Source organism: Halomarinibacterium sedimenti (genome assembly GCF_019312585.1).
Lineage (GTDB): Bacteria > Bacteroidota > Bacteroidia > Flavobacteriales > Flavobacteriaceae > Halomarinibacterium > Halomarinibacterium sedimenti.
The window spans coordinates 211,327-233,168 of sequence record NZ_JAHWDP010000004.1; the positions used below are offsets into that span (position 1 = coordinate 211,327).

At 36.6% G+C, this 21,842-nt stretch carries 14 protein-coding genes; all 14 read left to right on the forward strand.

From position 1 onward, the window contains the following. Nucleotides 1-19: 19 nt before the first annotated feature. The 14 genes from KXJ69_RS10940 (at nt 20) to KXJ69_RS11005 (ending at nt 21,810) form a co-directional block, all read left to right on the forward strand. Nucleotides 20-1,747: a helix-hairpin-helix domain-containing protein gene (locus tag KXJ69_RS10940; RefSeq protein ID WP_219053150.1), complete on the forward strand. Its 1,728-nt coding sequence runs from the start codon at nt 20-22 to the stop codon at nt 1,745-1,747. A 3-nt stretch (nt 1,748-1,750) separates the two neighbouring features. Further along, nucleotides 1,751-2,287 (forward strand): DUF3341 domain-containing protein, encoded by a 537-nt coding sequence (locus tag KXJ69_RS10945; RefSeq protein ID WP_219053151.1) that lies wholly within the window; start codon nt 1,751-1,753, stop codon nt 2,285-2,287. Then, on the forward strand, nt 2,271-2,927 hold the full coding sequence (locus KXJ69_RS10950) for a c-type cytochrome (RefSeq protein WP_255571325.1): 657 nt from the start codon (nt 2,271-2,273) through the stop codon (nt 2,925-2,927). Before KXJ69_RS10945 ends, KXJ69_RS10950 begins: the two co-directional genes overlap by 17 nt. Nucleotides 2,928-2,955: 28 nt before the next feature. Next, a complete protein-coding gene (locus KXJ69_RS10955; RefSeq protein ID WP_219053152.1) occupies nt 2,956-4,296 on the forward strand; it encodes a quinol:cytochrome C oxidoreductase in 1,341 nt (446 codons plus the stop codon). 23 nt (nt 4,297-4,319) lie between these two features. After that, a complete protein-coding gene (locus KXJ69_RS10960) occupies nt 4,320-5,381 on the forward strand; it encodes a cytochrome c oxidase subunit II (protein WP_219053153.1) in 1,062 nt (353 codons plus the stop codon). Nucleotides 5,382-5,400: 19 nt separating this feature from the next. Beyond that, complete coding sequence (locus tag KXJ69_RS10965; protein WP_219053154.1) at nt 5,401-7,227, forward strand: cytochrome c oxidase subunit I; 1,827 nt, start codon at nt 5,401-5,403, stop codon at nt 7,225-7,227. 84 nt (nt 7,228-7,311) lie between these two features. Continuing rightward, nucleotides 7,312-8,706, forward strand: a complete 1,395-nt coding sequence (locus KXJ69_RS10970) for an MATE family efflux transporter (protein WP_219053155.1) — start codon at nt 7,312-7,314, stop codon at nt 8,704-8,706. 62 nt (nt 8,707-8,768) lie between these two features. Continuing rightward, on the forward strand, nt 8,769-9,791 hold the full coding sequence (gene ruvB, locus KXJ69_RS10975) for a Holliday junction branch migration DNA helicase RuvB (protein ID WP_219053156.1): 1,023 nt from the start codon (nt 8,769-8,771) through the stop codon (nt 9,789-9,791). Then, nucleotides 9,792-10,715 (forward strand): tRNA epoxyqueuosine(34) reductase QueG, encoded by a 924-nt coding sequence (gene queG, locus KXJ69_RS10980; protein WP_219053157.1) that lies wholly within the window; start codon nt 9,792-9,794, stop codon nt 10,713-10,715. 62 nt (nt 10,716-10,777) lie between these two features. Beyond that, on the forward strand, nt 10,778-13,078 hold the full coding sequence (locus KXJ69_RS10985) for an NADP-dependent malic enzyme (RefSeq protein ID WP_219053158.1): 2,301 nt from the start codon (nt 10,778-10,780) through the stop codon (nt 13,076-13,078). Between the two features lie 87 nt (nt 13,079-13,165). Beyond that, on the forward strand, nt 13,166-13,747 hold the full coding sequence (gene ruvA, locus KXJ69_RS10990) for a Holliday junction branch migration protein RuvA (protein ID WP_219053159.1): 582 nt from the start codon (nt 13,166-13,168) through the stop codon (nt 13,745-13,747). A gap of 4 nt (nt 13,748-13,751) precedes the next feature. Next, nucleotides 13,752-21,038, forward strand: coding sequence for a T9SS outer membrane translocon Sov/SprA (gene sov / locus KXJ69_RS10995; protein WP_219053160.1), 7,287 nt, complete (start codon nt 13,752-13,754; stop codon nt 21,036-21,038). Between the two features lie 27 nt (nt 21,039-21,065). Next, on the forward strand, nt 21,066-21,446 hold the full coding sequence (gene gcvH, locus KXJ69_RS11000) for a glycine cleavage system protein GcvH (RefSeq protein WP_219053161.1): 381 nt from the start codon (nt 21,066-21,068) through the stop codon (nt 21,444-21,446). Then, nucleotides 21,412-21,810: a VanZ family protein gene (locus KXJ69_RS11005; protein WP_219053162.1), complete on the forward strand. Its 399-nt coding sequence runs from the start codon at nt 21,412-21,414 to the stop codon at nt 21,808-21,810. The genes gcvH and KXJ69_RS11005 overlap by 35 nt, the downstream gene beginning before the upstream one ends. Nucleotides 21,811-21,842: the final 32 nt, after the last annotated feature.

A 21,842-nucleotide genomic window follows, 5' to 3' on the forward strand; every position in this document is an offset into this window, starting at 1 on the left:
AGAAATTGATTATATAGATATGGCGTCGCATTACGAAGCACCTATTAGAAGACCCTTAGTTATTGGAGACAAAAGCTACCACGATGTTACTGTGGATGTGGCAGCTCCAGTAGAAGGAAAAGCCAATAAATCTTGGTGGATAGTATTTACTATTGCTTTAGTAGCCTTTTTATGGGGACTAGGGTGTATTATTTATACCATTTCTACAGGGATTGGAGTTTGGGGATTGAACAAAACCGTTAACTGGGCTTGGGATATTACCAACTTCGTTTGGTGGGTAGGTATTGGTCACGCAGGAACCCTTATTTCTGCGGTACTCTTACTTTTCCGTCAAAAATGGAGAATGGCAATTAACCGTTCTGCAGAGGCGATGACCATCTTCTCGGTAATTCAGGCGGGATTGTTTCCTATCATTCACATGGGGCGTCCTTGGTTAGCCTATTGGGTACTACCTATTCCTAACCAGTTTGGATCACTTTGGGTGAACTTTAACTCGCCATTACTTTGGGACGTTTTTGCGATTTCTACCTATCTATCGGTATCCTTAGTGTTCTGGTGGACTGGATTATTGCCTGATTTTGCGATGATTCGCGATAGAGCTATAACACCATTTACTAAAAGAGTATATAGTATTTTATCCTTTGGATGGAGTGGACGTGCTAAAGATTGGCAACGTTTCGAAGAAGTTTCTTTGGTATTAGCAGGTCTTGCAACGCCACTTGTACTTTCGGTACATACGATTGTATCTTTTGACTTCGCAACCTCGGTAATTCCAGGTTGGCATACTACCATTTTCCCACCGTATTTCGTTGCGGGAGCAATTTTTTCTGGATTTGCCATGGTACAAACCCTTCTTATCATTATGAGAAAGGTTTCACATTTGGAAGATTATATTACCATTCAACATATAGAATTAATGAACATTGTAATTATGATTACAGGTTCCATTGTTGGGGTGGCCTATATTACCGAGTTATTTATTGCTTGGTATTCTGGAGTAGAGTATGAGCAATATGCCTTCTTGAATAGAGCAACTGGGCCTTATTGGTGGGCATATTGGGCAATGATGACCTGTAACGTGTTCTCTCCACAGTTTATGTGGTTTAAGAAATTGCGTACTAGTATTATGTTCTCCTTCTTTATTTCTATTGTTGTAAACATTGGAATGTGGTTTGAGCGTTTCGTTATTATCGTGACGTCCCTGCACAGAGATTACTTAACATCTTCTTGGACAATGTTCTCTCCAACTTTTGTGGATATAGGAATTTTTATTGGAACTATAGGGTTCTTTTTTGTCCTGTTCTTATTGTACTCAAGAACATTCCCTGTAATTGCGCAGGCAGAAGTAAAATCAATTTTGAAAGGATCTGGAAGTAAATACAAAACACTTCGCGCAGAACATGGAGATGATGTAAAACATTACGATTTACCTTCGGGAGCCAACACTAAAGTTGAAAAGGCTCCGTCAAAACTGGCAACTGATACTTCCGAAAATACTAAGAATTTATTGAAAAGTATTGGAACTTTTGATGCTGCTACTCAAACAGCAGACGATTTAAAGCTTATTAGTGGTGTAGGTCCCAAAATGGAAGAAAAATTACACCAATTAGGAATTTTTACTTTCGAACAAGTAAGTAGAATGACCGATACAGAGTATGATTTATTAGATAGCATAATTGACGAATTCCCAGGAAGAGCAAAACGTGATGATTGGGCAGGTCAAGCTTCAAAACTTAAAAATAGTTAAGATATGGCATCCAAAGTAATTCACGCTATTTACAACGACGATGACATTCTTATGAATGCTGTAAAGGCAGTTCGTAATGAACATTATCATATAGAAGAAGTATATACGCCTTTCCCAGTTCACGGTCTAGATAAGGCTATGGGCTTGGCTGGGACTAGAATTGCGATTACCTCTTTTATGTATGGACTTGTTGGGCTTTCGGTCGCTATTATTATGATGAATTTCATTATGATTCAAGATTGGCCTCAAAATATTGGAGGAAAGCCTAGCTTTAGTTATATAGAGAATATGCCTGCTTTTGTTCCCATTATGTTTGAGATGACAGTATTTTTTGCTGCGCATTTAATGGTAATTACTTTCTATATGAGAAGTAAATTATGGCCCTTTAAAAAAGCCGAAAATCCAGATCCAAGAACCACAGACGATCATTTCCTTATGGCAATCGATGCTGGAAGTCATGATGTGGAAAAAATTTCAAAATTTTTAAAAGAAACTGGAGCGATAGAAATTAGTTTAATCGAAAATGAAGACGATCACTAATATGAAAAGTATATCAAAAATAGCAATATTGTTTATGGTAGCTACGGTAATGGTATCTTGTTTTGATACGGGAAATCCTAATTACCAATACATGCCAAACATGTATGCTCCTGTTGGATATGAAACCTACGGGGAATATGAAATTTTCCCAGGAGGTCAAGCGGCTATGTTACCTGCCGAAGGATCTATTCCAAGAGGATGGCAGCCTTATGATTACCCAAATACACCTGATGGTTTACTATTGGCAAAAGCCGAATTAAAAAACCCATTAGCTGTCACAGAAGAAAATTTAGCTGCAGGTAAGAAACTATACGATATTTATTGTGCCGTTTGTCACGGTGCAAATGGCGACGGGCAAGGAATTTTAGTGCAACGCGAGAAGATTCTTGGTATTCCAAGTTATGATGATGCAGGACGGGATATATCTGAAGGAGGGGTTTATCACGTACAAATGTTTGGTTTAAACTCAATGGGTTCTTATGCCTCTCAAACCAATGAGTTAGAGCGTTGGCAAATTACTCAACACGTGATGAATTTGAAGGCAGCGCTTAAAGGTGAGCCATTAGTGACACCAGAAAGTATAGTGGCGCCTACAGTGGAAGAAACTACTGAAACTGTAACAACAGAGACAGAACATTAAATAAAGAACTAAGAGAATAGCTTAAGATATGTATACGCTACCCAAAAAATTAAAATTATTTGCGATTGCTTTTATGGTAGTTGGAGCCATTGGGATGATTGCAGGGTTTCTTTCTGCTCCCAAAACCACTGCCGAAGTAAAGGAAATGATGGCAAGTCACCACGGGGATGGTCATGGTGAAACCGTTGAAGATGTTTCACACAGTGACAGTCATGGTGAAGTGAATGAAGATGCTCACGGTGGTGAAGAGGCTCATTATGAGCATGTACTTCATCAAATGCAAAACCGTCCTTGGTCTGCATTATACATTGCATCGTTCTTCTTTTTTATGATAGCATTAGGAACCTTAGCGTTTTATGCTATTCAATATGCTGCACAAGCGGGTTGGTCTCCTGTACTATTTAGGGTGATGGAAGGGATTACAGCCTATTTGCCAGTAGCTTCTGTAATTATATTTGTATTGTTATTGCTTTCAGCATTTCACGTAAACCATATCTTCCATTGGATGGATCCAGAATTGGTAAATCCAGAAAGTGAGCATTATGATAAATTAATTGCAGGGAAAAGCGGATTTTTAAACGTTCCTTTCTTTTTAATAAGGGCAGCTATTTTCTTATTAGGATGGAATTTATATCGTTGGATTTCTAGAAAAAATTCTATTGCAGACGATACGGCAGAAGACAATAGATACTTTAAAAAGAATTTTAAAGCTTCAGCAGGATTCTTAGTATTCTTTATAGTTACCGAGTCTATGATGTCTTGGGATTGGATAATGAGTTTCGACCCACATTGGTTTAGTACCCTATTTGGATGGTATGTGTTTGCAGGAATGATGGTTTCGGCAATTACGGTAATTGCCATGGTTACTATTTATTTGAAATCGCAAGGATATTTAGAGCACGTAAACGATAGTCATATTCATGACTTGGCAAAATTCATGTTTGGGTTTAGTATTTTCTGGACGTATTTATGGTTTTCACAATTCATGCTTATCTGGTATGCAAACATTCCAGAAGAGGTAACATATTTTGTTACCCGAATAGAAGATTATAATCTTCCTTTCTTCGGGATGTTAGCTATGAATTTTATATTCCCTGTGTTGTTATTAATGAATAGTGATTATAAACGTGTTAACTGGTTCGTAATCATGACAGGGATTGTCATTTTAGCAGGACATTATATTGATGTTTTCAATATGGTAATGCCTGCAACTGTTGGAACGTCTTGGTATATTGGCATTCCAGAAATAGGTTCATTGCTTTTCTTCTTTGGATTATTTGTTTTGGTGGTATTTACGGCCTTAACAAAAGCGCCATTATTGGCAAAACGAAATCCATTTATTAAGGAAAGTAAACATTTTCATTATTAATTAAACATAGAAGATAGATAACGATGACCGCATTTTTAGTTGTATTAGTAATCATTCTTTTTGGAGTTGCCATCTGGCAAATGGGAAAGATTTTTCAGCTCTCCAAAGGCAAAAGCGATACTACTTCCCAAATAGCCAATGATAAAGACAATAATTTACATGGATGGCTAAGTTTGATGTTTGTATTATTTGTTTATGCTTTAGCATTCTATTCTCATTGGAAATGGAGTAATGTATTTTTACCTCAATCTGCATCTGAGCATGGGGTGGACATAGACCAACTTTGGCTTATTTCCATGGTGCTTATTTTTGTAGTAGGAATTATAACCCAATGGCTTCTATTTTATTTCTCATTCAAATATCGAGGTAAAAAGACACAAAGAGCTACCTTCTATGCAGATAATGACAAGTTAGAGTTCATCTGGACTATAATTCCAGTTATTGTATTGGCAGGATTGATTATTTATGGTTTGTTTACTTGGACAGACATTATGAATTTTGACGAAGACGAAGACACAATGGTAATTGAGTTGTATGCGTACCAATTTGATTGGAGAGCGCGTTACGGAGGAAATGACAATGTACTTGGTGAAGCTAACGTAAGACTTATTGAAGGGGCAAACACATTAGGAGTTGATACTTCAGATCCAAATGCCCAAGATGATATCATTGTTAATGAACTACACTTACCCGTTGGTAAAAAGGTTCTTTTCAAGATGCGTTCTCAAGATGTTTTGCACTCGGCATATATGCCGCACTTTAGAGCCCAAATGAACTGTGTTCCTGGAATGATTACTCAATTTGCATTTACACCTACAATTACTACTGAAGAAATGAGATTAGATCCTGAAGTGATTGGGAAAGTTCAACGAATAAATGAAATTAGAAGAGCTAATAGTGAAAAACTTGTTGCTAATGGGGACGAAGCTTTAGAACCCTATGAATTTGATTATATGCTTCTTTGTAATAAGATTTGTGGAAACAACCACTACAACATGCAAATGAAAATTGTAGTTGAATCAGAAGAAGAATATAATGCTTGGATAAAAGAACAAGCTACATTGGCCGAAGCGCTTAAACAATAATAAAACAGTTTAGAAAGATATGTCAGCACACGCACACGACCACGTAGAAGACCATCACGACGATCACGGGCATCACCATAAAGAGACATTTGTTACTAAATATATCTTTAGCCAAGATCATAAAATGATTTCAAAGCAATACCTTATTACAGGGTTGTTTATGGGAATTATTGGAATTGCTATGTCTATGCTTTTTAGACTTCAATTAGCTTGGCCGGATAAACAATTTGGTATTTACGAGATTCTTTTAGGAAAATGGGGAGCCGATGGAATTATGGATCCTAGTGTCTATTTAGCACTTGTTACTATTCACGGAACCATTATGGTATTCTTTGTATTAACTGCTGGATTGAGTGGAACTTTCAGTAACTTATTAATTCCATTACAGATTGGAGCTCGAGATATGGCTTCAGGGTTTTTGAATATGATATCTTACTGGTTATTTTTCCTTTCCAGTGTTATTATGGTTATGTCTCTTTTTGTGGAAGCAGGACCTGCTTCAGCTGGTTGGACAATCTACCCACCGCTTAGTGCATTGCCTCAAGCTATTCCTGGTTCGGGTGCAGGTATGACCTTATGGTTAGTTTCTATGGCAATTTTTATTGCATCCTCATTATTAGGATCGCTTAATTATATTGTAACTGTAATTAACTTACGTACTAAAGGAATGTCCATGACACGTCTACCGTTAACCATTTGGGCGTTCTTTGTAACAGCAATTATTGGAGTAGTTTCTTTCCCAGTATTATTATCAGCGGCATTATTATTAATTATGGATAGAAGTTTTGGAACTTCGTTCTTCCTTTCAGATATTTATGTGGCAGGGGAAGTATTACATAATCAAGGAGGATCTCCCGTATTATTTGAACATCTTTTCTGGTTTTTAGGACACCCTGAAGTTTACATTGTATTATTACCAGCATTAGGGATCACTTCCGAAATTATTGCTACCAACTCTCGTAAGCCAATTTTTGGGTATAGAGCAATGGTTGCTTCCATTTTAGCAATAGCATTCTTGTCAACCATTGTTTGGGGACATCATATGTTTATTTCTGGAATGAATCCATTTCTAGGATCTGTATTCACCTTTACAACCTTATTGATTGCAATTCCTTCAGCAGTAAAAGCATTTAATTATATAACCACCCTATGGAAGGGTAATTTGCAGCTAAACCCTGCCATGTTATTTTCTATTGGATTGGTTTCAACATTTATAACGGGTGGTCTTACAGGAATTATTTTAGGAGACAGCGCACTCGATATTAATGTACACGATACATATTTTGTGGTTGCTCACTTCCATTTAGTAATGGGTATCTCGGCGTTGTATGGATTATTCGCAGGAGTGTACCATTGGTTCCCAAAAATGTTTGAAGGACGAATGCTTAATAAAAATCTTGGGTACATTCACTTCTGGGTGACAGCCATAGGTGCGTATGGAGTTTTCTTCCCAATGCACTTTATTGGAATGGCTGGATTACCAAGACGATATTATACCAACACCGCGTTTCCATATTTTGATGATTTAGCAAATATTAATGTGGTAATTACCATCTTTGCTTTTATTGCAGGAGCCGCACAGTTAGTATTCCTTTACAATTTTATTTCCTCTATGTTCTTCGGAAAAAAAGGACCAAAAAATCCTTGGAAGTCGAATACTTTAGAGTGGACTGCAGAAGTAAAGCATATTCACGGAAACTGGGATGGTCCAATTCCTCACGTACACCGTTGGCCATACGACTATAGTAAATTGAATAAAGACGAAAGTGATTATGTTATTCCAGGAGAGGATTTTGTACCTCAAACGATGCCACTTCAAGACAATGAAGAAGAAATGAATCATTAGCAAATTCTTTAAAAATACTTTAAAAACCCTTCTTATTTTCAGGAAGGGTTTTTTTATATCTTTGGTTATTTGTTACTAACCAAGATGACTCTTTTTCAAAAAATTATAAAGAATTTGCCTTTGGCAATTGCTGGCAAAGAACAAGAATTTACCTCTGGGAGTATTCGTAAAGCTGTTTTTTTACTATCAGTTCCTATGGTTTTGGAAATGATGATGGAGTCTATTTTTTTTCTAGTAGATGCCTATTTTGTATCGAGTTTAGGACCAAATGCCATTGCAACTGTAGGGCTAACAGAATCTGTTCTAACGTTGGTTTATGCTATTGCCATAGGGTTAAGTATGGGAGCAACGGCAATTGTAGCGCGAAGGATTGGTGAAAAAAATATCCAAGGAGCTTCACAAACAGCAGTACAAGTAATCTTTTTAGGAGTTGCAGTTTCCATTGTTGTAAGCATTGTTGGAATTCTTTTTCCCAAGGAAATTTTATCCCTCATGGGTGGTGAACCTGATTTGGTTCAAGAAGGCTACGGATATACTCAAATACTTTTAGGGGGTAATGTAACGGTTATGTTGCTTTTTCTAATCAATGCAATTTTTAGAGGAGCGGGGGATGCTTCAACTGCTATGAAGGTCCTTATATTTTCTAATATATTAAACATCATATTAGACCCAATTTTTATTTTTGGATTAGGTCCCATTCCTGCTTTTGGTGTAAAAGGAGCCGCTATTGCAACAACCATTGGCAGAGGAAGTGCCGTTATTTTTCAGATTGCAATCTTATTTTTAGGTTGGACCAAAATAAAACTAGTTTTAAAAGATTTTGTCCTTCGCTTAGGGATTATGTGGAATTTAATAAAAGTATCGTTAGGAGGTATTGGACAGTTTATTATTGGTACAACGAGCTGGGTATTTTTAATGCGAATTATGGCAGAATTTGGGAGCGAATTATTGGCTGGTTATACCATTGCAATTCGTGTTCTTATGTTTACCCTAATGCCTTCTTGGGGAATGAGTAACGCTGCGGCAACTTTGGTGGGTCAAAATTTAGGAGCTGGAAAACCAGAAAGAGCCGAATCGTCTGTTTGGAAAACTGGAAAGTATAACGCGTGGTTCATGGTTGGTGTCTCTATCTTCTATCTTTTGTTTGCAGAAACTATTATCAAAATATTTAGTAATCATCCTGAAGTTATTTCCAAAGGGGCGTTGAGCCTACGTATAATTGCTGCTGGCTATGTTTTTTATGCCTACGGAATGGTGGTAATTCAAGCTTTTAATGGAGCTGGTGATACAAAAACACCAACGATTATTAACTTTTTCTGCTTTTGGCTTTTTCAATTACCCTTTGCGTATGTAGCGGCTTTAACCTTTAATCTAGGAGCTACAGGCGTGTTGCTGGCCATTACCTTTGCTGAAATTTTAATAGCAATTTTAGGTATTATTTGGTTCAAAAAAGGAAAGTGGAAAACTGTACAAGTATAATTTAGGTGTAACAGTTTTAATTAAATAGATTTTCAGTAAAGGAACCTTTGTATATTTGTAGTATGAACGAAAATCTAGATCCAACAAGCGAAAATTTTTCTGAACAAGAATTAGATTTAGAGAGAAAGCTACGTCCTCTTTCTTTTGAAGATTTCGCCGGTCAGGATCAAGTGCTAGAAAACTTACAGGTTTTTGTTCAAGCCGCCAATTTGCGTGAAGAAGCCTTAGATCATACCCTATTTCATGGTCCTCCAGGGTTAGGGAAAACTACCTTAGCACATATTTTAGCAAATGAACTTCAAGTAAATATTAGGGTTACTTCGGGCCCTGTTTTAGATAAACCAGGTGACTTAGCGGGGCTTCTTACCAATCTAGAGGAAAGAGATGTGTTGTTTATAGATGAAATTCATCGTTTGAGTCCTATTGTAGAAGAATACCTTTATTCTGCAATGGAGGATTACAAAATAGACATTATGATTGAGTCTGGACCCAATGCAAGAACCGTTCAAATTAATTTGAATCCGTTTACTTTGGTAGGGGCTACTACCCGTTCAGGATTGTTAACGGCTCCCATGCGGGCTCGTTTTGGAATTTCTTCAAGATTACAATATTACACTACCGAACTGCTTACAACAATCGTTCAGCGGAGCGCCCATATTTTAAGTGTTCCAATTTCTATGGAAGCAGCAATTGAAATCGCAGGTAGAAGTCGTGGAACCCCTCGAATTGCTAATGCATTATTACGAAGAGTTAGAGATTTTGCCCAAATTAAAGGAGATGGCAACATTGATATTAAGATTGCAAAATATGCACTTGAACAGCTTCACGTGGATATGCATGGGCTTGATGAAATGGATAATAAAATTTTAAAAACCATTATCGATAAGTTTAAGGGAGGCCCTGTAGGGATTACCACTTTGGCAACAGCGGTTTCAGAAAGTGCCGAAACGATTGAAGAAGTCTATGAGCCATTTCTTATTCAGCAAGGATTTATTGTGAGAACACCACGTGGAAGAGAAGTTACTGAATTTGCTTATACGCATTTAGGAAAGATAAAAGGAGGAACTCAGGGTGGACTTTTTTAAATGAAATCCAAGCTTCACAATACAAATATTATAAAAGAAGAAGCAAAACGCTTAGGATTTCTTTCTTGCGGAATTAGTAAGGCACAGTTTCTAGAGGAGGAAGCTCCACGATTAGAAAAATGGCTAAAAAAGAATATGCATGGAGAAATGGGATATATGGAAAACCATTTCGACAAACGACTTGACCCTTCTAAATTGGTTGAAGGTTCCAAAAGTGTTATTTCTTTATTATTAAACTACTTTCCGAATGAATCACAAAGAGAGGATTCGTATAAAATTTCTAAATATGCCTATGGTACCGATTATCATTTTGTGATAAAGGAAAAACTAAAAGAACTACTCTTTTTTATTCAAAATGAAATTGGCGAAGTAAATGGACGTGCTTTTGTAGATTCAGCTCCAGTATTGGACAAGGTTTGGGCAGCCAAAAGTGGATTAGGATGGATTGGAAAACACAGCAATCTTTTGAGCAAGCAAGTAGGTTCTTTCTTTTTTATTGCGGAATTAATTGTCGACATCGAATTAGAGCATGATAGCCCAGTAACAGACCATTGTGGGACTTGTACTGCCTGTATAGATGCTTGCCCAACACAAGCGATTGTACAACCGCATGTGGTAGATGGGAGTAAGTGTATTTCGTACCTCACAATTGAGTTGAAAAATGAAATTCCATCAAGTTTTTCAAATCAAATGGATGATTGGATGTTTGGTTGCGATGTATGCCAAGATGTATGTCCTTGGAATCGTTTTAGTAAATCGCATAATGAACCCTTGTTCAATCCCTACCCAGGATTACTTTCAAAATCAAAAAAAGAGTGGGAAGAGATTACTGAAGAAATTTTCAATCAAATTTTCAAAAAAAGTGCAGTAAAAAGGACTAAATTTTCAGGGCTCAAACGAAATATCTCTTTTTTAAAAGATTAATCTTTAAAATTTTTTGGTTTCAACTAGTCTGTTACCTTTGTAAGTCTACATAATTAGGAAAGATGAGCAAACAAAGCAAACGTCGTGAAGCTTTATTATACCACGCAAAGCCTAAACCTGGGAAGATTCAAGTGGTCCCTACAAAAAAATATTCAAGTCAAAGGGATTTGTCATTGGCCTATTCTCCAGGGGTTGCTGAGCCGTGTTTGGAAATTGAAAAAGACACCGAAAATGTTTATAAGTACACCAATAAAGGGAATCTAGTTGCAGTAATTTCTAATGGAACAGCTGTCTTAGGACTTGGAAATATTGGTCCTGAAGCGTCTAAGCCTGTAATGGAAGGGAAAGCATTACTCTTCAAAATCTTTGCAGATATCGATGTTTTTGACATTGAAATAGGAACTGAAGACGTCGATGCATTTATTGAAACGGTAAAAAACATTGCGCCTACGTTTGGTGGAATTAACTTGGAAGATATTAAAGCGCCTGAAGCTTTTGAAATTGAAAGAAGGTTAAAAGAAGAACTTGATATTCCTGTCATGCATGACGATCAGCATGGGACAGCTATTATCTCCGCTGCGGCATTGATAAATGCAATTGAAATTGCTGAAAAGGACATTACGAAAGTAAAAATAGTAATTAGTGGTGCTGGTGCAGCTGCCGTTTCTTGTACAAGACTTTACAAGGCATTTGGAGCGAAACCTGAGAACATTGTGATGTTGGATAGTAAAGGGGTAATTAGGAAAAGTCAAAAAGATCTTTCAGCAGAAAAACTAGAATTTGCCACTTCTAGAAATATTGAAACCTTAGAAGAAGCTTTGATGGACGCGGATGTTTTCGTGGGACTTTCCATTGCGGATATAGTGACACCAAAAATGCTTAAAACCATGGCTGCAAACCCAATTGTTTTTGCCATGGCTAATCCCAATCCAGAAATAGCTTACGATGTGGCTATAAAAGTAAGAGAGGATATCATTATGGCAACAGGGAGAAGCGATCATCCTAACCAAGTGAATAATGTGCTTGGATTTCCATTTATTTTTAGGGGTGCGCTAGATGTTCGAGCCACAAAAATTAACGAAGCCATGAAAATGGCTGCAGTAAAAGCATTGGCGGAGTTAGCAAAGGAACCTGTTCCTGAACAAGTAAATATTGCTTATGGAGAAACACGATTAAATTTTGGTAGAGAATACATTATCCCAAAACCATTTGACCCAAGATTAATTGCCTCTGTCCCGCCAGCTGTTGCGAAAGCTGCTATGGAGAGTGGTGTTGCACAGTCGCCCATTACAGATTGGGAAAAGTATGTAGATGATTTGAACGAGCGCATGGGCAGCGATAATAAAATCATCAAGCTGCTTATGGATCGCGCAAAATCTAACCCGAAAAGAGTTGTTTTTGCCGAAGCAGATCACTTGGATGTTTTAAAAGCAGCACAGATAGTTTTTGAAGAAGGATTAGCAACTCCTATATTATTGGGCAGAAAGGAAGTGATTAAAGAACTAATGAAGGAATTGGATTTTGAAGAGGATATTGAAATTATCGACCCAAAATCTGATGAACAATCTGAAAGACTTCATAGGTACGCACATAAATTTTGGGAGCAAAGAAAAAGAAATGGTGTTACTCTTTTTGATGCCACAAGATTAATGCGGGAGCGGAACTATTTTGCCTCCATGATGTTAAAAGAGGGTGATACAGATGCCATGGTTTCTGGATATGCTCGTTCATATCCCACAGTCGTTCGCCCTATTTTAGAGACTATTGGTAAATTTGACGGGGTGGATAAAATTGCAACCACCAATTTAATGCTTACCAGTAGAGGTCCTATATTTTTATCAGACACTTCAATTAATATTGATCCTACAGCAAAAGAATTGGCAAATATTGCGCAAATGACCAATTACACGGTAAAAATGTTTGGCTTAAATCCTGTTATTGCCATGATTTCTTATGCAAATTTTGGTTCTTCAAAAGATCCTCATGCTGAAAAAGTAAGACAAGCCGTTTCCATGCTTCACCATTCTAATCCCGATATGATTGTGGATGGAGAAATACAGGTTGACTTCGCCATCAATGGCGAAATGCTTAAAAACAAGTTCCCTTTTTCAAAATTGGCAGGGAAAAAAGTAAACGCCCTTATTTTTCCCAATTTAGATTCTGCCAATAGTAATTATAAAATGCTAAAAGAGCAAAAAGACGTACTTTCTATTGGGCCAATTATGTTGGGAATGAAAAAACCAGTACATATATTTCAGTTAGGTGCCAACGTAGAAGAAATGGTAAATATGACGGCAATAGCGGTGGTAGATGCACAACAAAAAGAGAAGGCTGCAAAGGAGAAAAAGAAGCAAAAAAAATAGAAGAGCAATAGTTTATTTTTCGTTTTTGCAACACTGCTAGTTGAAAATAATTATACTATATTTGGTGCATTAACTTTTTATTAACGAATGATTACCCATATTGAGGGCAAATTAGTGGAGAAAAACCCAACCGATGTGGTGGTAGACTGTAATGGCGTAGGGTATTTTTTAAACATATCGTTACATACCTTTTCCCAAATCCCCAATACAGAAAAAGTAAAATTGTATACGCAATTGCTTGTAAGGGAAGATTCGCATACATTGTACGGGTTTTCAACGGTTGAAGAAAGAGAAGTGTTTAATTTATTAATTTCGGTTTCGGGAGTTGGGGCAAGCACGGCAAGGACGATGCTATCTTCACTTTCACCAGAATTGGTAAGGGATGCAATACTTTCGGAAGATATTGTGACAATTCAAAGTGTTAAAGGAATTGGAACCAAAACAGCCCAAAGAGTTGTTTTGGATTTAAAAGATAAAATAATAAAAGTTTATGGCTCGTTGCCTAATTCTTCAAAGTCAAGCAATACGAACAGAAATGAAGCGTTATCTGCATTGGAGACATTAGGTTTTGCAAGGAAACAAGCCGAGAAGGCTTGCGATAATGTGTTAAAAAACCATCCACAAGCAACCATTGAGGAAATAATAAAACAAGCCTTAAAAAATTTGTAAAGATTTGGGAGTGAAAAATTACAATTTTAGGAACCACTTTTTTAAATGCATACTTTTCGGAATAACACTTCTCACCGTATCTACTAGTTACGGGCAAGAAGATTCCACTGCTACAGGATACGAGTCGGGTAGATTAGATTTACCCAATCCAACCAGTATCCAGAATATGTATACCTATGATCCAATAACCGATAGGTATATTCTTACTCGAATGGTAGGAGATTTTGATATTTCTTACCCAGTTATCCTTACGGCTGAAGAATACCGCGATTTGGTTCAGCGAGAGCAAATGAAAGCGTATTTTAAAGAAAAGATAGATGCTGCAGATGGACGTAAAGAAGGATCTGAGGAAGGTCAAAAAAATCTGCTACCTACGTTTTATGTAAATTCAAGCTTCTTCGAAACTATTTTTGGAGGGAATACTATTGAGGTAATTCCTCAAGGTACTGTAGAAATGGACTTAGGGCTGTTATATACAAAACAGGACAACCCACAGTTTTCCCCTCGAAATAGAAGTAATTTTTCTTTCGACTTTGACCAAAGAATTAGTTTAAGCTTATTGGGTAAGGTTGGTGAACGGTTACAGGTAACAGCTAATTACGATACGCAATCTACTTTCGATTTTCAAAATCTAATAAAACTCGAGTATACACCTACCGAGGATGATATTATTCAGAAAATTGAAGTGGGTAATGTAAGTATGCCACTTAATAGTTCGCTTATTCAAGGAGCGCAAAGTTTATTTGGGGTAAAAACACAACTTCAGTTTGGAAAAACAACAATTACAGGGGTGTTTTCCGAACAACGTTCCGAAACACGGTCTGTAGTAGCCGAAGGTGGTGCAACCGTAACCGATTTTGAACTTTTTGCTTTAGATTATGACGAAAATAGACACTTCTTTTTAGCTCACTATTTTAGGGATAACTATGATAGGGTTTTAGAGAATTATCCATTCATTAATTCTTCGGTCCAAGTCACTCGTGCCGAAATTTGGATTACCAATAGAAATACAACCACTAATGATGTTAGAAATATTGTGGCTTTGCAGGATATTGGGGAGGCAGATCCAACCAATATAGGATTAAATGTTATTCCTGGAGGATTTATTAATAAACCAAGAAACTCTTATCCAGATAACTCAAATAACGATTTCAACCCTTTTGGGATAGACAATCCTTCGGTTCAAAGTGTGCTTAATAGTTCCATTCGAGACGTAGCAACTGTACAAGCTGGTTTTGGCGGTGTAGCGGTAAGCGACGGAACAGATTATGTAAGTCTTGAAAATGCACGTAAACTTCAAGGGAATGAATATTCTTTAAATACCCAGCTTGGATATATTTCATTAAATCAACGATTAAATAATGATGAAGTATTGGCTGTAGCTTTTCAGTACACTGTAAATGGAAATGTGTATCAAGTAGGAGAGTTTTCTACAGATGGGGTTGAGGCTACTGGAATTCAAACCACCCAAGGTGGAGGAGATCCAAATCAAGGTGAAAACGAAGTAGGTATTCCACAAAACTTAGTAGTAAAATTATTAAAAAGTAATATCACCAATGTTAATGAACCGGTTTGGGATATTATGATGAAAAACATCTATCCTATTGGTGCTTACCAATTGGAACAAGAAGACTTTAGACTAAATATTTTATACCTAGATCCTTCACCTATTAACTATATTAATCCTGTTGCTGGAACTGAGTTTCCAGAAGTGAATCCAGGAGATGTAGATTTAGATGATGCAACGCTTTTAAGAGTCTTCAACCTTGATAAGTTAAATTTTAACAATGACCCACAACAAGGGGGAGATGGATTCTTTGATTTTTATCCTGGAATTACTGTAGACCAGCAAAATGGGCGAATTATTTTCACCAGTGTGGAACCATTTGGGGATTATCTTTTCGAAAAGTTAGAGTTGAATACCAATGAAGATTATGACAACCCTTTAACATACAATGCCAACCAACAGAAGTACGTGTTCCGTACTATGTATCGATCTACAAAAACGCAGGCAGAACAAGAAGGGAGTGACAAGAACAAATTTCAGTTAAAGGGAACCTATAAATCCACAGGAGCAGATGGGATTCCAATAGGAGCATTTAATATTCCACAAGGTTCTGTGACTGTTACTGCTGGAGGAAGAACGCTTGTTGAAGGGGTAGATTATACGGTAAACTATCAATTGGGAAGAGTACAAATTTTGGACCCTTCTTTACAAAATTCAAATACCCCTATTAATATTAGTGTTGAAAACAACACCTTATTTGGGCAACAGACAAAACGCTTTACAGGGTTAGATATTCAGCATAAATTCAATAGAAATTTCCAAGTAGGAGGTACTTTTCTAAACTTGAATGAAAGACCATTAACACAAAAGTCTTCTTTTCAAAACGAACCTATTAATAATACCATGTTTGGTATTAATGCCAATTACTCAACCGAAGTTCCTTTCTTAACTAGATTGGTAAATAAACTTCCAAATATCGATACAGATGTAGAATCTAATGTTTCGATAAGAGGGGAGTTTGCTTATCTATTGCCAGGAGCTCCAAAGATTTCTAATTTTGATGGTAAGGTAACGGCATACGTTGATGACTTTGAAGCTGCTCAAACTGCCATCGATGTAGCCACTCCATTAAGTTGGTTCCTTTCTAGTACACCCGTTGGTTTTGGAGGAGAATTGGATAACAATAACCTAGCTTACAACTACAATCGTGCTCGTTTAAATTGGTATACAATTGATCCAGTTTTTTATAGTTCACTACGTCCAGATGGAATTACAGACGAAGATTTGTCAAATCCATTTACAAGAAGAGTTTTTAGAAATGAAATTTTCCCAGATCAAGATATTATTCAAGGGCAAACGCAGGCGTTATTCCCCTTAGATTTAGCTTTTTATCCATCTGAAAGAGGCCCCTACAACTTTAATCCTTTGGCCTCAGGAGGAAATTCACTGCCTAATCCTGAAACTCGTTTTGGGGGTATTACAAGACAACTTTCTACTACCGATTTTGAGAGATCCAATGTTGAGTATATACAGTTTTGGTTGATGGATCCATTTATTTATGATGAGAACGCCAATAATCCTGGAGGGAAGTTAACCTTTAACTTAGGAAACATTTCTGAAGATATTTTAAAAGATGGACGTAAACAATATGAAAACGGTTTACCCGAGGATGGCTCTTCTGCAAATACATTAAGTACCGAGTGGGGAAAAGTACCAAGCAATCAATCCTTAGTGTATACATTTGCTACACAGGGTCAAGAACGAATAAATCAAGATATTGGTCTTGATGGGTTAAGTGATAGTGAAGAGGCCGCTAAATTCCCGGCTTTTGCTGGACTACCAGATCCCGCAAACGATAACTATCAATACTTCTTACAAGGAGAAGGAAATATTCTTCAACGCTATAAATCATACAATGGTACCGAAGGAAACTCACCAGAACAGTTAAGTAATACTGATAGGGGATCAACAGCACAACCTGATGTTGAGGATATCAACCGTGACAATACCATGAATACGGTGGATAGTTACTTCGAGTATGAAGTTAATGTTACCCCAAATATGGGTCTTGAATCAAAGTATGTAACAGACATAAAAGAAATCACAGTAACGACTCAAAACAACCAAGAAATACCTGTAAGGTGGATTCAATTTAGAATTCCTTTAAGTGATTATGACGAAGCTGTAAATGGAATTTCAGACTTTAGATCTATCCGATTTATGCGAATGTATATGTCTGGATTCCAACAGGAAACCGTATTGCGTTTGGGAACATTAGAGCTTTTCCGTGGAGATTATAGAAGATATACAGAATCCTTGGATGTAGACAATTCTAGTAATGATCAAGACAATACTACTTTTGAAAACGAAGCAGTTGGGATTATTCAAAACAGTAATTATACTATTCCTCCAGGAGTATTTAGAGAAGAGTTAAATAATAACAATAATATTATTCGTCAAGACGAGCAATCGTTAGCATTAAAAGTTTGTGATCTTGAGCCTGAAGATGCTCGAGCTGTGTATAAAAACTTTAATGTGGATATGCGTCAGTACAAAAACCTAGAGATGTTTATTCATGCTGAATCATTGGATGCGCCAGCTCCCCTATTAGCAGATGGTCAGATGTCAGCATTTATTCGATTAGGAAATGACTTAAACACCAGCTTTTACGAAATTGAAATTCCGCTAAATGTTTCCCCAGAAATTCCAAGTGCCAATGAATCTGATGCAGAGACTATTTGGCCACTTGAAAATAGACTAAACCTTCCTCTTTCATTACTTCAAGAAATTAAGACACGAGTACTAGGCTCTGAAGTTCCAGTTGACCCTACTGAGGTCACCTATTTTATGCAATCTGAGTTGGACCCTACCTTTAGTGGGAGCGAAAACGAATTAAGAATTGGTATTAAGGGAACACCAAGTTTTGGTAATGTTAGGGTGATTATGATTGGACTACGTAATAAATCCAACACCAACATTTGCGGGGAAGTTTGGTTCAACGAATTACGTATGAGCGAACTAGAAAACAAGGGAGGTTGGGCAGCCGTACTTAATATGGATGCAAATCTAGCCGACTTTGCTAATGTGAGTGCTACAGGTAATGTAAGTACCATTGGTTTTGGATCTATTGAACAAGGACCCAATCAACGTAGTTTAGAAGACACGAAACAATATGATGTTGTTACTAATTTTAATTTAGGGCAATTATTTCCGAAAAAATGGGGAATTGTTTTACCCTTTAATTATGGTATTGGAGAGGAGTTAATAACCCCAAAATACGATCCAGAATTTGAAGATATTGAACTTCAAACACGATTGGATAATATCTCAGATGCCGAAGAAAAGAATGCTGTAGAAGATCAATCTGTGGATTATACCAAAAGGCAAAGTGTTAACTTTATTGGAGTACGGAAAAATAAGGCCGGAGAAAACCCAAGTAAACCTATGCCCTATGATATTGAAAACTTCACATTCTCATTTACGTACAATCAAGTAGACCACAACGACTTTGAAATTGAAGAAGCATTAAATCAAAATGTTCGCTTGGGAGGTACTTATGATTACACCATCAATTCGAAGCCTATAGAGCCATTCAAGAAAAATGATTCGTTATTTACTGGAAAGTATTGGCAGTTTTTGAAGGATTTGAACTTTAATCCATTACCAAGTAATATTTCGGTTAGTTCTAATATTACCAGACAATATAATGAGCAAAAATTTAGGGAATTGAATTTATTGCCTGGACAAATAGGATTACCAACTTTATACCAAAGAAATTTCTTATTCGATTGGCAGTATACAGTTAATTATAATCTTACTAATTCTTTACGTTTCAATTTTAATTCGGCCAATAACCGCATTGTAAATAATTATATAGATGGTGGATTGGTAGATAACTCGATAGGGGTTTGGGATGGATTTTTCCAAGTGGGAGACCCAAATCAACACTTTCAATCACTTCAAGTAAATTACGATTTACCTACAGCTAAGTTTCCATTCTTAAAATGGATGAGAATTGCCTATTCTTATCAAGGGGATTACCAGTGGCAGGACGGTAGTGATTTATTTAGTGAAATTACTGTGGAGGGAGACCCAACGGTTTATGATTTAGGGAATTCTGTTCAAAATGCTAGTACACATAGAATAAATTCAACATTAGATATGAATAGTTTCTATCGATATGTAGGATTAACAAAAATTAAGCCAGGTAGAAATGTTGGAAATGGCGGTGGAAATGAAAAGTCAGGAGGATCTTCACTTCTTAATGGTAATAAGGGTAATGGAGGAAAAGGAGAAGAAACCGGCAAGAATGACCCAAAAAGTAGTAGAGAGCAAAATCTTGTTGGAGGTAGAGGAGGTTCTAATGAAGTTGGAAACGAAGGCGGTTCTGGTGCTGGAGGGCGAGGTACTTTGAGTGGAGGAGAAAAGGCTGCCAACACGTTAATAGGTTTGGTTACTTCTATCAAGAAAATTCAATTAAACTACCAAGAAAATAACGGTATATTCTTACCTGGTTATACTCCATCCATTGGATTTGCAGGTTCGTTAAAGCCATCTACTGGATTCGTTTTTGGTAGTCAGGCAGAGATTCGGGATTTAGCGGCTAAAAAAGGTTGGTTAACAATCTACCCAGAATTTAACGAGCAATATACTGAAGTTGAAAGCAGACAGTTAGATGCTCAAGTGAATATGGAATTACTACCAGATTTAAAAATTGATTTTAATGGAAGTAGAGCCTATTCTGAAAACTATGCAGAAAACTATATAGTAGAAGATGGTCTATATGAATCGTTAACACCAAATACCTTTGGGAACTTTAATATTTCAACGCTTTTAATTAAAACAGCCTTTAGTAAAAGCGATGAAAATGGATCGGCTGCTTTTGATGATTTTAGAGCAAACCGCAGCGTTATTGCAGATCGTTTAGCAAGAGAATTGGATCAAAACGATCCAAATTATACCTATACCATTGATGCCGAAACAGGATTCCCCGTTGGGTTTGGACCTACAAGTCAAAAAGTATTATTAGGGTCTTTCTTATCGGCATACAAAGGGAGTGATGCAAGTAAAGAAAAAACTGGAATTTTCCGTGATATACCATTGCCTAATTGGGATTTAAAATACACGGGCTTCATGCGTATAAAATGGTTTAAGAAACAATTTAAACGTTTCTCAATTCAACATGGATACCGCGCCTCCTATACGGTAAATCAATTTCAAACAAACTTAGATTTTGATAGAGAAAACCCATTAGAGTTAGATCAATCCGGGAACTTTAAAAGTGCTATTTTCCTAAGTAATGTAAACCTTACAGAGCAATTTTCTCCTTTAGCTAAGATTGATTTTGAGATGCAAAATTCTGTAAAGATAATGGTGGAGCTAAGAAAAGATCGAGCTTTGTCATTAAGTTTTGCAAATAACTTGTTGACTGAAATTCAAGGAAACGAAATCATTTTAGGGTTAGGATATCGTATTAAGGATCTGCGTATAGGCACCAACTTTGGAGGTAAGAAACGAATTTTACAAAGTGATTTAAACTTTAAGCTAGATGCTTCTAGAAGATATAATAAAACAATCATTAGGTATTTAGATATTAATAACAATCAAACTACGGCAGGACAAACTATTTACGGGTTGCAATTTTCTGCAGATTATGCTTTAAGCAAAAATCTTACTGCATTGTTCTATTATGATCACACATTTTCTGAATATGCAATATCCACTGCATTTCCACAGACAACCATTAGAAGTGGTTTGACCCTGAGATATAATTTTGGAAACTAATTAATTTAACATTTTATTATACTAAGAATGAACATTCCTCAAAACTTAAAATATACAGAAGACCACGAGTGGGTGCTTATTGATGGCGACATTGCTACCGTTGGAATCACAGATTTTGCCCAAGGAGAATTAGGCGATATAGTTTATGTTGAAGTGGAAGCACTTGACGAAACTGTAGAGAGACATGAAGTATTTGGTACGGTTGAAGCTGTAAAAACAGTATCTGACCTTTTCTCCCCCTTATCAGGTGAAGTAATTGAATTTAACGATTCTTTAGAATCCGATCCTGAAAAGGTAAATTCAGACCCCTATGGTGAAGGCTGGATAATTAAAATTAAAATTTCAAATCCTGAGGAAATAGAAGCGTTGCTTGATGATGCAGCTTATAAAGCAATTATTGAAAAGTAACTTTCTAAGAATACTTGCAATTGGTTATTCCCTATTTGTTACGGTTATTATGTTGGTGCCTATAACAAAAGGACCTAAAGTAAATATTCCTTTTTTCGACAAAATTGTTCATGCGTTACTCTATTTTCTGTTCGCAATTATTTGGCTTTTCTATTTTAGAAGCTTAGGAAAGGAATCTAAAAGTATATACGTATTTGTTTCTATCGCATTATTTATTTATGGTATAATTATTGAAGTCCTACAAGGTAGTTATATTGTTACACGAACTCATGATAATTGGGATATTGTAGCAAATGCAACTGGAATTATTATTGGAGTTCTCGTGTTTTATAAAGCAAAAGATACTTTTCTTTCTAAAAAATGAGATTCCCTTTTAAAAACATTACATTTTTACCT